Raw genomic sequence first — 14,906 nt, 5'->3', positions numbered from 1 at the left:
GGGTGGCGATGTCGGCGACGCGGCTGTTGGTCCTGGGCGTGGTGCGGCTGCACGGGCGGACGTACGGCTACCGGGTGGGCCGCGAGCTGCTCGCGTGGGGCGCCAAGGAGTGGGCCAACGTCAAGTGGGGCTCCATCTACCACGCGCTGCGCAAGCTCTCGGCGGAGGGCAAGCTCCAGGAGCTCGTCGCCGAGGGCGACGAGGTGGTCGACCGCACCTCCTACGAGATCACCCCCGACGGCGAGGCCGAACTGCACCGACTGGTGCGCCGGGCGCTCAGCCACGCGGGCGACGACCTCGCCCTGCTGAGCGCGGGAGTCACCCTGATGACGGTCCTGCCCCGCGCCGAAGCGGTCGCGATGCTGCGGGAGCGCCTGGCGGGGCTGGGGGCCACGAGCGCCGAACTGGCGGACCACCAGAGCACCGACCGGGGATGGGACAAGCCCGAGCACGTGCGCGAACTCTTCGGCTTGTGGCGGCACACCGTCGACGCGGGCGCCGCGTGGACCCGTGAACTCATCGACGCGCTGGAGGCGGGCCGGTACACCATGGCCGACGACGCCCCCGACGCCTTCGGGGCGCCGCCCGGCGCACGCCGGTCCTGAGCGCACCTCTGACCCACCGCCGTCGGCCGCCCCCTGCCCTCGTATTAAAACTTGAATATGGGTAGCGGGTGGGGCACACTCGTCACGTTATTCAAGTTTTAATAAGGAGACGAGGATGATCCGCACACGCGAGCTGACCCGGCACTTCCGGGTGGGCCGAACGACGGTGGAGGCTGTCCGCGGCGTCGACATCGACGTCGCGGAGGGCGAACTGGTCGCGCTCCTGGGGCCCAACGGAGCCGGGAAGAGCACCACCCTGCGCATGCTCACCACCCTGCTCGAACCCACGTCCGGCACCGCGGTGGTCGCCGGACACGACGTCCGCGCCGCGCCCGCCGAGGTCCGCCGCCGCATCGGGTTCGTCGGCCAGGGTCACGGTGCGGGCGAGGACCAGCGGGTCCGTGACGAGCTGTACACCCAGGGCCTGCTCTACGGTCTGGACCGGGCTACCGCGCGCCGCCGCACCGCCGAGCTCATCGAGCAATGGGAGCTGGACGGCGCCGCCGACCGCGACGCCACGAGGCTCTCCGGCGGCCAGCGCCGCCGCGTGGACATCGCGATGGGGCTCATCCACCGCCCGGGTCTGCTCTTCCTGGACGAGCCCTCCACCGGTCTCGACCCGCACAGCCGGGCCAACCTGTGGGAACACATCGCCCGGCTGAGGGCCGAGCACGGCACGACGGTCGTGCTCACCACCCACTACCTGGAGGAGGCGGACGCCGTCGCCGAGCGGGTCCTGGTCATCGACCACGGCCGTGTGATCACCGACGGCACCGCCGACGCCCTCAAGTCCAAGGTCTCCGGTGACCTGGTGGCCTTCACCACCGAGGACGAGGACGCCGCGCGCACCGGGGCGCGGACCGCGGAGAGGGTGCCCTCCGCGTCCGCGGTGGAGGTGGTCGCGGAGCCCGGCCGTGAGCCCGGAGTCCGCTTCCGCGTCGAGCGGGGGGACCGGGTCCTGCCCGGCCTGCTGCGTTCGCTCGACGCGGCCGGGGTCGCCCCGCTCACGGTCAGCGTGCAGCGGCCCACCCTGGACGACGTGTTCCTGACTCTGACCGGACGCAGCCTGCGCGAGGAGGACGCCCGATGAGCGCCGACCGTACCGAGAGCCGAGCGACCACGGGTCGCGGGGGAGGCCCGATCCGGGACACGGGCCTGGTCCTCGTGCGCCAGCTGAGGCCCCTGCTGCGCCGTCCCGTGATGATCGGGTTCGGGATGCTGCAACCGGTCCTGTACCTCGCGCTCTTCTCGCCCCTGCTCCACGGGCTCGCCGGGGCGCAGGGGGAGAGCCCCTGGCGGTGGTTCGTCCCCGGACTGCTGGTGATGCTCGTCCTGTTCACCGCGGGCTTCGCCGGGTTCGGGCTGCTCCCGGAGATGGCCTCGGGCTCCTACGAGCGCCTGATCGCCACCCCCGCGAGCCGGGTCGCGCTGCTGCTGGGCAGGGTCCTGCGCGACACGGTGACGATGCTCGTGCAGTTCGTGCTCGTCCTCGCGATGGTGGTGCCCTTCGGGTTCCGGATGTCCCTTGGGGGCGCTCTGGTTGGTCTGGCGCTGCTCGCCGTCCTGGGCGTGGGGCTCTCGACCCTGTCGTACCTGGTGGCGCTCAAGGCCAAACAGGCCTACGTCTTCGCGCCGATCGTGGAGACCGTGCTCATGCCCCTGATGCTGCTCTCCGGGGTGCTGCTGCCGATGGACCTGGCCCCGACCTGGCTGTACACGCTCTCGCGCCTGAACCCGGTCGCCTACGTGGTGGACGCCGAACGCGCGCTGTTCGCCGGAGAGTGGGGCGCGGCCGTCGGCCTGGGCTGGGGTGTCGCGGTGGCGCTGGCCGTGACGGCGCTCCTGGTCGGGGCCCGGATGACTCGGCGGGTGAGTGTCTGAACCGTCGCCCGCAGGGAAGGACAGGGGTGGCGCCGGGCCCACGGCCCGGTGCCGTTCCTGTCCGCTGAGCGCGCAAAACGCCTGATGCGGGGACGAATCACCAGGTGAACAGCGGTCTTCGCGGTCGGTGAATCGTGACCACATCGTTTGCACTCTCCATGGGCGAGTGCTAAAAATAGACACGGTTAGCACTCCAGCAAGGCGAGTGCTAAACCGGACCGAGGCTGCGAGACCCCGGTGCTCCGACAGCAGGGTTGTCGGTCGTGCCGCGGTCGTCCGTCGCGGGCGCACGCCTCGTCCCATCGCGTATCAGCCCGGTCACGGGAGGACAAGAACTCAATGGCAGCCAAACTGATCGCGTTCGACGAGGAGGCCCGTCGCGGCCTCGAGCGCGGCATGAACCAGCTCGCTGACGCCGTCAAGGTCACGCTCGGCCCGAAGGGCCGCAACGTCGTCCTGGAGAAGAAGTGGGGCGCCCCCACGATCACCAACGACGGTGTCTCCATCGCCAAGGAGATCGAGCTCGAGGACCCGTGGGAGAAGATCGGGGCCGAGCTGGTCAAGGAGGTCGCGAAGAAGACCGACGACGTCGCGGGTGACGGCACCACCACCGCCACCGTGCTCGCCCAGGCTCTCGTACGCGAGGGTCTGCGCAACGTCGCCGCCGGCGCCAACCCGGTCGGTCTCAAGCGCGGCATCGAGGCCGCCGTGGCCCGCATCAACGAGGAGCTCGGCAACCTCTCCAAGGAGGTCGAGACCAAGGAGCAGATCGCCTCCACCGCCTCGATCTCCGCCGGTGACGCCCAGATCGGCGAGACCATCGCGCAGGCGATGGACAAGGTCGGCAAGGAAGGCGTCATCACCGTCGAGGAGGGCCAGACCTTCGGGCTGGAGCTCGAGCTCGCCGAGGGTATGCGCTTCGACAAGGGCTACATCTCGCCCTACTTCGCCACCGACCTTGAGCGCATGGAGACGGTCCTTGAGGACCCCTACATCCTCATCGTCAACTCCAAGATCTCCAACAACAACGAGTTCCTGCCCGTTGTCGAGAAGGTCCTGCAGTCCGGCCGTCCGCTGATGGTCATCGCCGAGGACGTCGAGCAGGGTGCCCTGCAGACCCTCGTCGTGAACAAGATCCGCGGCACCTTCAAGTCCGTCGCCGTCAAGGCCCCGGGCTTCGGTGACCGCCGCAAGGCCCAGCTCGGCGACATCGCCGTGCTGACCGGCGGCCAGGTCATCACCGAAGAGGTCGGCCTCAAGCTCGAGAACACCGAGCTCGACCTGCTCGGCCGCGCCCGCAAGGTCGTCGTCACCAAGGACGAGACCACCATCGTGGACGGCGCCGGTGACGCCACCACGATCGCCGGTCGCGTGAACGAGATCCGCAACGAGATCGAGCGCACCGACTCGGACTACGACCGCGAGAAGCTGCAGGAGCGCCTGGCGCGCCTGGCCGGCGGCGTGGCCGTCATCAAGGCCGGTGCCGCGACCGAGGTGGAGCTCAAGGAGCGCAAGCACCGCATCGAGGACGCCGTCCGCAACGCCAAGGCCGCGGTCGAGGAGGGCATCCTGCCCGGTGGCGGCGTCGCGCTGCTGCAGGCCAGTGTCCCCGCGTTCGAGAAGCTGGACCTGCAGGGCGACGAGGCCATCGGTGCCGACATCGTTCGCCGCTCCATCGCCGAGCCGCTGAAGCAGATCGCCATCAACGCCGGCCTCGAGGGCGGCGTCGTGGCGGAGAAGGTCCGCAACCTGGAGCCCGGTCACGGCCTCAACGCCGCCACCGGTGAGTACACCGACCTGTTCAAGGACGGCGTCATCGACCCGACCAAGGTCACCCGCTCCGCGCTGCAGAACGCGGCCTCCATCGCCGGTCTGTTCCTGACCACCGAGGCCGTCATCGCCGACAAGCCGGAGAAGGCCGGGGCTCCCGCCGCCGACCCGACCGGTGGCATGGGCGGCATGGACTTCTAACGGTTCACGCTCCCGGGGTCAGGTACGCGACCCCGCCCGCGACGACCGGGCGGCCCTTTCCGGGCCGCCCGGTTTCGCTGTTCCCGGGGCCGGTCCGCGGTCGCCCCGGCACGGATCCCGCACCGGACCGGCGGGCCTGCGGTGGGGGCGGCCACCGGTCCCACCGGACCAGAGCGCGGCGCAGCGGGGCGTCGGCCGGGCCCGTAGCGCCGGATGCTCCGGGAGAACCGGAAGGCGCACCCCGTCCGGGGTGCTCTGTCAGTCGCCGTGCCAGGCGTGCCAGAGGCCGGCGTAGGAACCGCCGCGCGCGAGCAGTTCGTCGTGGCTGCCCAGCTCGCTGATCCGGCCGTCCTCCACCACCGCGATCCGGTCCGCGTCGTGCGCGGTGTGCAGGCGGTGCGCGATCGCGACCACCGTGCGGCCCTCCAGCACCCCCGCCAGCGACCGCTCCAGGTCCCGGGCCGACCGCGGGTCCATCAGGGACGTCGCCTCGTCCAGGACCAGCACCGCCGGATCGGCCAGCACCACGCGGGCCAGGGCGAGCTGTTGCACGTGCGCGGGGTCCAGGTCCTCGTGGCCCGATCCCACCTGCGTGTCCAGGCCCTCCGGGAGCGAGCGCGCCCAGCGCTCGGCGCCCACCGCGGCCAGCGCCCGCCACAGGCGCTCCTCGTCCACGGGTCCGGCGCCGGCGTCCAGGGCCAGCGCCAGGTTCTCGGCGAGGCCGCCACGGAACACGTGGCTCTCCTGGCTCAGGAGGATCACCCGCTCCCTGCGCTGCTCGGGGGACAGGTCCGCCAGGTCCGTGCCGCCCACGCGCACACGACCGGAGGTCGGCGAGTGGATCCCGGCGACGAGCTTGCCCAGGGTCGACTTGCCCGCCCCGCTCGGACCCACCACGGCGATCCGCTCTCCGGGCCGGAGCACGAGGTCCACGCCGTGCAGCACCTCGGTTCCGGTGTAGCCGAAGCGCAGGTCCTCGACCTCGACCGTGCCCGGTACGCCGCCGGTGCCGCCGCCCCCGGCCGGGGTCCGCTCCCCGGCCAGCCGCACGCCGAGCAGGCGGCGCAGCGAGGTGTACCCCATCATCAGGCTGTCCACCTCCTCGAGGAGCCGGTCGAGCGGGCCGGCGAGCTGCATGCACACGAACACCGCCGTGGCGACCTGGCCGACGGTGAGCGCGCCGTCCGCGGCCAGCAGGCCCGCGGTCAGGAAGGTCAGCGCGATCGGGATCAGGTAGGCGAACTCCAGCGACGGATACCACACGCAGCGCAGCGACAGGGTGTAGCGCTCGGCGAGGTAGGACCGGTGGACGCGCCGGTCGTTGAGCGCGCCCTGGCGGGCCTGGCGGCCGAGCGCCTCGATCGTGTGCGCGCCCTCCACGGTGTCGGTGACGCCCTGCGTGAGGTCGGAGTAGGCCGACAGCTCGCGCACGTACCCGCGGGGGGCGCGCCGGGCGTACCACCGGGTCGACAGCCAGATGATCGCGGCCGACGGGATCCACGCGGCGGGCAGCGCCGGATGGATCAGGGCGAGCGCGGCGGCGAAGACGATCACCGACACGAGGCTGACCACCATGATCGGCACGGAGTTGCGCACGGTGTGGCTGAGGTGGCCGATGTCGCGCCCGGTGCGGGACACCAGGTCGCCCGTGCCGGCCTTCTCCACCGTGCCCAGGGGAAGGCGCAGGACGGCGTGCACGAACTCCTCGCGCAGTTCGGCGAGCAGGCCCTCACCGAACCGGATCGACAGGGCCACCGACCACAGCACGAAGAGGGCGTTGACGGCCAGGGCGGCGACGATGACGACCGCGAGCCGGTCCACGCGTGCGGTGCCCGCGTCGGCGCGCACGGCGTCGACCATCATCCCCAGGACCCACGGGGCGGTCAGCGCCGCGACCGCGGCCACCCCGTACAGGGCCACGACGCCCGCCAGGGTCCGGCCGTGGTCCCGGCCGGCGCGGCGCAGGCGGTTCCATACGACCGACCCCGGCGCGATGGGCAGGCCGGCGCTCGGCTGCCACTCCCGGCTGCCGGGCAGGTGCGGTTCGACGGGGAGTTCGGCGGTCTGGGTCATCTGTTCCCACCTGTGGTGACGGTGCGCAGGACGGTCTCGGCGTAGCGGGGGACGGCGTCGAGCAGCTCCCGGTGCCCGCCCTGGGCGACGACCCTTCCTCCCTCGACGAACTGGACGTGGTCGGTGCGGTCCAGGAGCAGAGGGCTGGTCGTGACCAGGGCCGTGGTGCGCCCGGCGCGTTCGGCGGGCAGCGCCTCGGCGATGGCGGCCTCGGAGTGGGCGTCCACGGCGGAGGCCGGGTCGACCAGGACGAGGATCTCCGGGTCCAGAGCCAGCGCGCGGGCGAGCCGCAGCCGCTGCTGCTGGCCCCCGGAGTACTCTCGGCCCCGCTCGGTGAGCACGGCGTCGAACCCGGCGGGCGACTGCCGCACGATGTCGTCGGAGTTGGCGGCGCGCACCACACGGGCGAGGGCGTCGTCGCAGAGCCCGCCGTCGGGGGACAGTTCGTCGCGCAGGCGGCCGGAGAACAGGTGGGCGCTGTTGGTGGCGACCAGGATCCGCTCGCGCACCCGGTCCCGGGGCAGGTCGCGCAGGCGGACGGCGCGGCCGGTGGCGCGTTCGACCAGGATCGCGTCCGTGCCGTCGCCAGTGCCGTCGCGGTAGCGGCCGAGTCGCTCGGCGATGGCGGTGGCGTCGGTCGGGTCGGGGCACACCACACCGGTCGTGCGCTGGGCGGTCACCGTCACCCCGCTGGCGGGATCGCGCAGGTCGCAGGGGGCGGCGGGATCGGCCGCGGGGTGCTCGGGGTCGGGGTGGTCGTGGGCGAGCCGCAGCACGCGCACCACCCGCGCGGCGGCCACACGGGCCGAGACGTAGGCGGAGGCGCCGCGCATGAGCTGGCGGACGGCGGTCGCCAGTCCGCCCGTGTAGCCGTAGAACGCGACCAGCTGGCCGACGGAGATCTCGCCGGTCAGCGCCAGCCGGGCGCCGTACCAGACGATCCCCACCAGCAGCAGGCCCGGCAGGAGCTCGCGAACGGACTGGAGCGCGGCGTCCGCCCAGCCCACGCGCACCCCGGCGGCGCGCACCCGCTGGGACTCGGCGGTGTAGCGGTCGCCCACGGCGCGCTCGCCGCCCACGCCCCGCAGGACGCGCAGGCCCGCGACCAGGTCGGTGGAGCGGGTGGTCAGTTCGGCCTGGCGGTCGCGGTGGTGCTCCTGCCGGTGGGAGAACACGCGGAGCAGTGGCACCATCCCCACCAGGATCAACGGGACCGACACCAGCACGATGAGTCCGAACGTCACGTGGGAGGCCAGCATGAGGGCACTGATCACGGAGATGGAGATCAGCGCGCCGGGCAGCCCGGAGGAGCTCTCGTAGAGATCGCCGACGCGGTCGATGTCGTCCGTGCCCACGGCCACGACCTCGCCGGAGGGCAGCCGTCGGGTGAGCGTGGGCCCCAGCCGGACCGAGCGCTCGGTCACCACCTGGACCGTGCGGTAGGCCGACGTGTACCAGTTGAAGCAGTTCGCCCGGTGGGCGAGCACCACCAGCACCGCGCCGGCTGCGGCGAGACCGGCCAACACCGCGGACCACCGCAGTGGTTCCTCGGCGCCGCCGCCGGCGAATCCCGAGTCGACGGCCGCGCCGAGCGCGGTCGACACCAGGATGAGGCAGACCGAGAAGCCTCCGGCGGCGGTCCCGGCCCAGGCCAGTGACGGCCACGACCTCCGGGCGAGCCAGAGCAGGTAGCGGTCCGGCGACCGGTGGTCAGGGATGCCTGTCGGCTCGGGGAGTGAACGCACAGTCACCGAACCTAGCCGCGCGGTCGATGGTCGGGCCACCGGTTTTTCCGGGCGCTCGCCACCCCTGATCCGGCGCCGGGGTGGGCTCAGGGACGCCCCGGGGCCACACCGGATGTGGGGACCGCGGCGGGCGGTGGACACTGGTGCCCATGGACGACCGCACCCCCCTGCCCCCCGACACCGAGGTCCGGGCGCACGCGCGCAGGCCTCCCCTGGTCGTGCGCGTCGTCGCGGTGACGGTGGCGGCGTTCCTGATCTGGCAGGTCGTGGGCTGGGTGGACTCGCTCTTCCCGGGGGAGGGGACGACCACGCTCAACCACACGGCCAACGCGGTCGCGGCGTTCGCCCTGGTCCTGCCCGCGGTGTGGCTGGCCCGCCGGTATCTGGACCGTCGGTCGTGGCGCGGGCTGCGCCTGACGGGGCTCCGCGAGGGGTGGCGCCCCTTCCTGGTGGGAGCGGCGGCCTGGGCGCTGCCGGGTACCGCCGGCATCGCGCTGTGCGTGGCGGTGGGGTGGAGCGCGTTCGCGCTGCCCGCGTCCGGGTCGGACGCGATGGCGGGCCTCCTGCTGCTGCCGGTGCTGGTGCTGCTGTTCAAGGCCGTGCCCGAGGAGCTGATCTTCCGCGGCTACCTGTTCCGGAACCTGAACGCCGCCCTGGGGGCGTGGCTCGCCGTGGGGATCCAGGCGGTGCTGTTCGCGCTGTGGGGGAGTGCGATCTGGGTGGTCGACGGCGGCTGGGGCGTGCTCGCCGAACGGCTGCCGCTGTTCCTGGGGATGGGCGTGGTGCTGGGCTGTCTGCGGGTGCTCACGGGCAACGTGTGGGCGTGCGTGGGCTTCCACCTGGTCTTCCAGACGGTCGCGCAGGCCCTGCTGAACGGCCGGTACCTGGAGGTGCAGGGCGCGGACACCCTCACGGCGGTGGCCTTCCTCCTGCCGTTCCTCCTCGGGGTGCCGACGGCGATGCTCCTCACCCGAACGACCGGCCGCTGGGCCGAGCGGGTCCCCGACCCGGCCTGACCCCGGCCCCGGACGTTCGTGATCCCGCCGGAGCGGGGAGTTCTTCTGCGAAGTGTCGGGCGACAAGGCGCACGGAGCGTTACCGTCCTTGTCCGGAGGTGCAACGCGAAATGAGTCTTGCGGTGGCTGAATCCCCTGCCCAGGTGGAGTTGTCGAGATGGGACTACTTCCTGCGCACCTGGCAGCAGCTGGACGTGCCCGACGGTTGGCGGGCCGAGATCGTCGATGACAACGGAGTCGTGCTCGTGGCCCCCCCATCTGACCCCCGCAACATCATCGCGGACCGGGTGCATCGTGCCCTCGCTCGTACCGTTCCGGATGACTGGGGCATTTACCAGACCCTGGGCATCCAGGTGCCCAGCATCGAGCGGCTGTACGTGCCGGACCTGGCCGTCATGCCCGAATCCGTCCTTCGCGATTCCTCACGCACTCCTTGCCCGGCGGACGAGGTGGAACTGGCGGTCGAGATCGTGTCCAGGAGCAGCAAGGACACCGACCGCAAGAACAGACTGTGGGGCTACGCGCACGCGCCGGTCCCGCTCTACCTGCTCATCGACGCCTGGGACGAGAACGGGCCGTCGGTCACCCTCTACGAGCTGCCGGGCAACGGGCGCTACAATCACGCGACCACGGTGGACTTCGGGGAGAAGATCACTCTGCCGGAGCCCTTCGGCCTCGACATCGACACCTCGAAGTTCCCGGGGCCGGACTCCTGGCCGGCCTGACGCCCGAGCCGTGAGGGGCCGAGCGGTCAGTGGACGGCGCCCTCGGCGTGCAGGATCTCCACGAGGCGGCGGACGGCGGGGGCGCAGCGGTCGCGGTCGGCGTAGCCGATCCACTCCAGCCCGGTGATCTCGTGGTCGGCGCGGATCTCGCCGTCGTGCTCGGCGGCGTAGCAGGCCATGCGTACGCGCGTGCCGGGCGCCTGGTCGTGGGCGACCTCGTCGATCACCGCGACCTGGCGGAAGGTACCCGGACGCAGGGTCACGCTGACCTCCTCGCGTGCCTCACGCGTCACGGCCGCCTCGTCGCTCTCTCCGGGATCGCGCTTGCCGCCCGGGACGTAGAGCAGGTCCCGCCCCCGGGAGCGGACGCACAGCAGTCGACCCTCGTGGACGTGCACCCAGGCCAGGGCGTCGATCACGGCGGGGCTCTGGGCGGGCGGAGTCTGCGGCATGTGGCCACTCTAGGCCGCCTCGGCCGAATCGCCGACCGGGAGTGAGCGAAGCCACTAGCATCCGGGGTGTCAACGGCGGTGCCCCATCGACTCCGGTTCCTGGGACCTGGAAGGCGGCCAACATGGCGACCCCTCACGAGACGGCCGACGCGTCCACCACGGGGATCCGGCCACTGCTGTCGGACAGCTCCTGCGGCGTCGTCCCACCCCAGACCCGGGAGCTCCGTGAGGCCCGGGAGAGGGCCCACAACCTCTACAGCGCGGCCATCGGGGCCTGTCTGTCCCGCCGGGACACCGACCCGTCACTGGCCGAGCGGGCCCGGGTGCTCCTGGACGAGGAGGCCATGCTGCCCCACCTCACGCCCGACCGGCTGCGCCGACTCAACGACGCGCTTCCCGCGACCCTCGCCGGCCTGCGCGCGGAGCCCGTCCGGCCACCGAAGGGCGCCACGCCCTCCGACCCGGGGCGCACCGTGCGGGGGGACGACCTCACCGCCCTGTTCGACCTCGCGCTGCGCGACCGCCTGTCCGGCCCCGCGCGTGAACACCCCCGCCTGCTGCTGTTCGGCGGACAACCGGGCTCGGGGAAGTCGACGCTCCAGCGCGCGGTCCTGCCGGTGCTGCCCGAGGGCACGGTCAGCTACGACGGTGACGACCTGCTGCGGCTGGCCCCGGACTACGAGTGGGCGATGGCCGAGGACGACCGCGCGGCTTCGCGCGCGCTGGCCGAGCAGGTCGCGGGCCTGCACCCGCTGGCCATGGAGCACGTGCGGGCGGGCCGGGTGGACGTCGTGTGCAGCCACCCGCTCGGCCGGGCGGACTGGGCGGCCCACTGGGTCCAGGGCTTCCGCGACGCCGGCTACCGGGTGGAGGTGGCCTTCGTGGCCACGCACGCGTCCAACAGCCGGTTCGCGATCGCGGACCGGCTGTTGCGGTCACGCCGCGACCAGGGTTTCGGCCGGTGGATCACGGAGGACCAGCACGACCGCTTCTACCTCGGGGTGCCCAACACCATCGAGTTCCTGGAGACCCACCGCCTGGTGGACTCGCTCTACGTGCTGTCCCGGGAGGGCGAGGTCCTCTACGCCGACCACGCGGACGGCGGCGGCCGGCGGGCCGAGCCCTTCGGCCGCATCGCGCTGGAGGCCGAGCGCGGCCGCCGCGAGCTGTGGCGCCGGGACGACGTCTGACCACCGCGGACCCCGGAGTGCGGGCGTCGGCCCCGCGGTGCGCGGTCGTGGCGTCACTTCGGGGGAGCCACCCGGGCCATGGCGGCGCGGTCCTCCTCACCGAACCGCTCCTCCAGGTCCTCGGGCGCGGCGTCCAGGTCGATCCGGGCCAGCGGCACGCCCCGCGCCGACTCGATGGCGCCCAGACGCCGTGTGGCGCGGTCGCCCGCGTATCTGAGCAGTTCGCCGGGCGGCAGCTCGTAGCGCTGCGCGTCGGGGTCGGACGAGGGCCGGTCGCCCTCCTCGACCGTGGCCAGCACGTGCGGCAGCAGTTCGTCCAGGCGTTCGCGCACCACGTCCCAGTTGGCCTCGTCGGCGGCGACGTGCCGCCGGCAGGTGAAGGTGCCCCAGGCCATGTGGCGGCGCTCGTCGTCGCCGATCCTGCGCACGATCTCGCGCATCCCGGGGAAGATGTCGCGCACGGTGCACACGTGGTTCCAGGCGTAGTAGCCGGTGAGCGCGAGTGAGCCCTCGATGATGTGGTTGTAGGTCACCGAGGCGCGGACCTGGTTGCGCGGGCCGGGGTCGCTCAGGAGGGCGTCCAGGGACCGGGGCAGCTCGTCGTAGAAGAGCGCGCGGTACCCGGAGTTGCGGTCGACGAACCCGTGAAGGTCGTCCCGTACGCCCAGGGCGTCCAGCCACAGGCGGAACGCCTGGACGTGCTTGGCCTCCTCGAACGCGAACTGCGTCAGGTACATCTCGTCGCCCAGGCGCCCTTCGGCGGCCATCGCGCGCAGGAAGGGCTGGATGTCCTCGGTCACCGCCTCCTCGCCCGCCACGAACAGCGCGCACAGGCGCAGGATCCGGGTCCGCGCCTCGTCGTCGAGCTTCTTCCAGTCCTCGGCGTCCTGGCTCAGGTCGATGTCCGCGGGGTTCCAGAAGCGGGCGTTGCCCTTGGTGAACAGGCGCAGCGGGAGGGAGTCCCAGTTGAGCCCTCCGCCCCTCAGCGACTGGAAGCCGGTGCGCGGGGCTGTGGGGGCGGCCTGAGTGGCGGACTGGTCGGGCATGGTGGCCTCCTGGGGGGGCTGTGGCTGTCCTCATGATTGGACACGAAGCGGCTTCGTGTAAAGGGTCGCAGTGTCCTGCGTCACGAAATGTCCGAACAAAGTTCGGTCTGGGCCCTCCGTGGACGCCGGGAACCCTGGGACCGGCGGGCCGCGGATACGGTCGGCCGTACCGGCGATCCGGCCGCTCCGAAACGGTACGGTCGGGGAGTACCGCCCGCACCGAACGATCCGATCGGGAGACGACGTGTTCTGTGGTGATCCCGGCACCTCCGGCTATGCCGACTGCGCCGCCCAGACCCAGCTGTTCGCCCTGGCCTCCGTGATCCCCGCACTCCTCGGGCTGGGCCTGCTCGCCGCCGCACTCGCCGCGCCGTCCGTGCGCGGCGACCGGATCCTCCGCACACGCACCCTGAGCTACTCGCTGGTGGCCTGGGGCATCGCCGCGTTCACCTACGTCATGGGCGGTCTGCCCTCGCTCTGATCCGCGCTCGCCGGGCCGCCGGGCCCGCGGTCAGATCTCCTCGCCCGCCAACAGGTCGCCCGCGTCCGTGATCCGGTACGCGTACCCCTGCTCGGCCAGGAACCGCTGCCGGTGCGCCGCGTACTCCTGGTCCAGCGTGTCCCGAGCGACCACGGCGTAGAAGCGCGCCGCCCGACCGTCGGTCTTGGGCCGCAGCACCCGTCCCAGGCGCTGGGCCTCCTCCTGGCGCGATCCGAACGAGCCCGACACCTGGATCGCCACCCCGGCCTCGGGCAGGTCGATCGAGAAGTTCGCGACCTTCGACACCACCAGCGTGCGCAGCTCACCCGAGCGGAACGCGTCGAAGAGGCGCTCGCGCTCCTTGTTGGGGGTCCCGCCCTTGATCACCGGCGCCCCCAACGAGACGCCCAGCTCGTCCAACTGGTCGATGTAGGACCCGATGACCAGCACCTGCTCGTCCGGGTGCCGCTCCACCAGCTCCCGCACCACGGTGGTCTTCGTCTCCGACGAGGCGCAGAACCGGTAGCGGTCCTCCGGCTCGGCGGTGGCGTAGGCCAGCCGCTCGGCCTCCGACAGGTCCACCCGGACCTCCACGCAGTCCGCGGGGGCGATCCACCCCTGGTTCTCCATGTCCTTCCACGGCGCGTCGTAGCGCTTGGGGCCGATCAGCGAGAACACGTCGCCCTCGCGCTCGTCCTCGCGCACCAGCGTGGCGGTCAGCCCCAGCCGGCGCCGTGCCTGCAGGTCCGCGGTCATCCGGAAGATCGGCGCGGGCAGCAGGTGCACCTCGTCGTAGACCACGAGCCCCCAGTCGCGGGCGTCGAACAGCTCCAGGTGCGTGTACACGCCCTTCCGGCGCGCCGCCATCACCTGGTACGTCGCGATGGTGACCGGGCGGATCTCCTTGCGGGTCCCGGAGTACTCGCCGATCTCCTCCTCGGTCAGCGACGTCCGCTTGAGCAGCTCGGACTTCCACTGGTGCACGGAGACCGTGTTGGTCACCAGGATGAGCGTGGTCGTGCCGGTCATCGCCATCGCCGCGGCACCCACGATGGTCTTGCCCGCGCCGCAGGGGAGCACCACCACGCCCGAGCCGCCGGCGTGGAAGCTCTCGGCGGCCTCCTGCTGGTAGCCCCGCAGCTCCCAGCCGTCCTGTACGAGCTCGATCGCGTGTGCCTCGCCGTCGACGTAGCCCGCCAGGTCCTCGGCGGGCCAGCCGATCTTGAGGAGCGCCTGCTTCAGGCTGCCGCGCTGGCTCGGGTGCACCGCGACCGAGTCCTGGCTCAGCCGCTCGCCCAGCATGCCCTTGAGCTTCTTGGCGCGGACGATCTCCTCCAGCACCGCGCGGTCGGTGGACTCCAGGACCAGACCGTGCGCGGGGTCGCCCACCAGGGTGAGCCGACCGTAGCGGTCCATGGTCTCGGCGATGTCCACCAGCAGCGAGTGCGGCACGGGGAAGCGGGAGTAGCTGATCAGCGCGTCCACGACCTGCTCGGCGTCATGCCCCGCGGCGCGTGCGTTCCACAGCGCCAACGGGGTGATCCGGTAGGTGTGCACGTGCTCGGGGGCGCGCTCCAGCTCGGCGAAGGGGGCGATGGCGCGGCGGCACTCACCGGCGAGTTCGTGGTCGATCTCGAGGAGGAGCGTCTTGTCGGACTGGACGATCAGGCAGGACACACGGACCTTCAATCTGGTGGGCGGGCGGCCACAGGTGCAACGCC

Annotated in this window: 13 protein-coding genes; 8 read left to right on the top strand and 5 right to left on the bottom strand. The window is 72.2% G+C overall.

Annotation, left to right across the window (positions count from 1 at the left end):
• Positions 1-8 precede the first annotated feature (8 nt).
• The 4 genes from M1P99_RS08280 (at position 9) to groL (ending at position 4,457) form a co-directional block, all read left to right on the top strand.
• On the top strand, positions 9-605 hold the full coding sequence (locus M1P99_RS08280) for a PadR family transcriptional regulator (protein WP_304452067.1): 597 nt from the start codon (positions 9-11) through the stop codon (positions 603-605).
• 115 nt (positions 606-720) lie between these two features.
• Complete coding sequence (locus M1P99_RS08275) at positions 721-1,695, top strand: ATP-binding cassette domain-containing protein (RefSeq protein WP_304452066.1); 975 nt, start codon at positions 721-723, stop codon at positions 1,693-1,695.
• A complete protein-coding gene (locus tag M1P99_RS08270; protein WP_304452065.1) occupies positions 1,692-2,486 on the top strand; it encodes an ABC transporter permease in 795 nt (264 codons plus the stop codon). The genes M1P99_RS08275 and M1P99_RS08270 overlap by 4 nt, the downstream gene beginning before the upstream one ends.
• A gap of 339 nt (positions 2,487-2,825) precedes the next feature.
• Complete coding sequence (groL, locus tag M1P99_RS08265; RefSeq protein WP_304452064.1) at positions 2,826-4,457, top strand: chaperonin GroEL; 1,632 nt, start codon at positions 2,826-2,828, stop codon at positions 4,455-4,457.
• A gap of 258 nt (positions 4,458-4,715) precedes the next feature.
• On the opposite strand, the gene M1P99_RS08260 is transcribed toward groL, so the two are convergent.
• On the bottom strand, positions 4,716-6,530 hold the full coding sequence (locus tag M1P99_RS08260) for an ABC transporter ATP-binding protein (RefSeq protein ID WP_304452063.1): 1,815 nt from the start codon (positions 6,528-6,530) through the stop codon (positions 4,716-4,718).
• Complete coding sequence (locus M1P99_RS08255; RefSeq protein ID WP_304452062.1) at positions 6,527-8,275, bottom strand: ABC transporter ATP-binding protein; 1,749 nt, start codon at positions 8,273-8,275, stop codon at positions 6,527-6,529. The genes M1P99_RS08260 and M1P99_RS08255 overlap by 4 nt, the downstream gene beginning before the upstream one ends.
• A gap of 149 nt (positions 8,276-8,424) precedes the next feature.
• Between M1P99_RS08255 and M1P99_RS08250 the strand changes: the two genes are divergently transcribed.
• Together M1P99_RS08250 and M1P99_RS08245 are read left to right on the top strand one after the other, a co-directional pair.
• Complete coding sequence (locus M1P99_RS08250; RefSeq protein WP_304452061.1) at positions 8,425-9,291, top strand: CPBP family intramembrane glutamic endopeptidase; 867 nt, start codon at positions 8,425-8,427, stop codon at positions 9,289-9,291.
• A 110-nt stretch (positions 9,292-9,401) separates the two neighbouring features.
• A complete protein-coding gene (locus M1P99_RS08245; protein WP_304452060.1) occupies positions 9,402-10,016 on the top strand; it encodes a Uma2 family endonuclease in 615 nt (204 codons plus the stop codon).
• Positions 10,017-10,042: 26 nt separating this feature from the next.
• Here the strand turns inward: M1P99_RS08245 and M1P99_RS08240 are convergent, their stop codons facing one another.
• The gene (locus tag M1P99_RS08240) at positions 10,043-10,468 is read right to left on the bottom strand and encodes an NUDIX domain-containing protein (RefSeq protein WP_304452059.1); all 426 of its coding nucleotides are present in this window, start codon (positions 10,466-10,468) and stop codon (positions 10,043-10,045) included.
• A gap of 122 nt (positions 10,469-10,590) precedes the next feature.
• Here M1P99_RS08240 and M1P99_RS08235 point away from each other — a divergent pair, with 122 nt between their 5' ends.
• On the top strand, positions 10,591-11,658 hold the full coding sequence (locus M1P99_RS08235) for a zeta toxin family protein (protein WP_304452058.1): 1,068 nt from the start codon (positions 10,591-10,593) through the stop codon (positions 11,656-11,658).
• A gap of 53 nt (positions 11,659-11,711) precedes the next feature.
• Here M1P99_RS08235 and M1P99_RS08230 read toward each other — a convergent pair whose 3' ends face one another.
• Positions 11,712-12,704, bottom strand: a complete 993-nt coding sequence (locus M1P99_RS08230; RefSeq protein WP_304452057.1) for a R2-like ligand-binding oxidase — start codon at positions 12,702-12,704, stop codon at positions 11,712-11,714.
• Positions 12,705-12,948: 244 nt separating this feature from the next.
• On the opposite strand from M1P99_RS08230, the gene M1P99_RS08225 reads away from it, so the two are divergent.
• Positions 12,949-13,185 carry a hypothetical protein gene (locus tag M1P99_RS08225; RefSeq protein WP_304452056.1) on the top strand — a complete coding sequence of 79 codons (237 nt, stop codon included), beginning with the start codon at positions 12,949-12,951 and terminating at the stop codon, positions 13,183-13,185.
• A 30-nt stretch (positions 13,186-13,215) separates the two neighbouring features.
• On the opposite strand, the gene M1P99_RS08220 is transcribed toward M1P99_RS08225, so the two are convergent.
• The gene (locus tag M1P99_RS08220; protein WP_304452055.1) at positions 13,216-14,862 is read right to left on the bottom strand and encodes a DNA repair helicase XPB; all 1,647 of its coding nucleotides are present in this window, start codon (positions 14,860-14,862) and stop codon (positions 13,216-13,218) included.
• Between the last annotated feature and the right edge of the window lie 44 nt (positions 14,863-14,906).

The sequence above is a fragment of the Nocardiopsis sp. YSL2 genome (assembly GCF_030555055.1).
Classification (GTDB): Bacteria; Actinomycetota; Actinomycetes; order Streptosporangiales; family Streptosporangiaceae; genus Nocardiopsis.
This window is presented reverse-complemented; position numbering and strand designations above follow the sequence as displayed.

Excerpts from the sequence above, each read along its gene's own strand:
- M1P99_RS08245 (WP_304452060.1), top strand. The coding sequence starts at position 9,402 with ATGAGTCTTGCGGTGGCTGAATCCCCTGCCCAGGTGGAGTTGTCGAGA.
- groL (WP_304452064.1), top strand. The coding sequence starts at position 2,826 with ATGGCAGCCAAACTGATCGCGTTCGACGAGGAGGCCCGTCGCGGCCTC.
- M1P99_RS08240 (WP_304452059.1), bottom strand. The coding sequence starts at position 10,468 with ATGCCGCAGACTCCGCCCGCCCAGAGCCCCGCCGTGATCGACGCCCTG.
- M1P99_RS08270 (WP_304452065.1), top strand. The coding sequence starts at position 1,692 with ATGAGCGCCGACCGTACCGAGAGCCGAGCGACCACGGGTCGCGGGGGA.
- M1P99_RS08250 (WP_304452061.1), top strand. The coding sequence starts at position 8,425 with ATGGACGACCGCACCCCCCTGCCCCCCGACACCGAGGTCCGGGCGCAC.
- M1P99_RS08260 (WP_304452063.1), bottom strand. The coding sequence starts at position 6,530 with ATGACCCAGACCGCCGAACTCCCCGTCGAACCGCACCTGCCCGGCAGC.
- M1P99_RS08280 (WP_304452067.1), top strand. The coding sequence starts at position 9 with ATGTCGGCGACGCGGCTGTTGGTCCTGGGCGTGGTGCGGCTGCACGGG.
- M1P99_RS08230 (WP_304452057.1), bottom strand. The coding sequence starts at position 12,704 with ATGCCCGACCAGTCCGCCACTCAGGCCGCCCCCACAGCCCCGCGCACC.
- M1P99_RS08235 (WP_304452058.1), top strand. The coding sequence starts at position 10,591 with ATGGCGACCCCTCACGAGACGGCCGACGCGTCCACCACGGGGATCCGG.
- M1P99_RS08275 (WP_304452066.1), top strand. The coding sequence starts at position 721 with ATGATCCGCACACGCGAGCTGACCCGGCACTTCCGGGTGGGCCGAACG.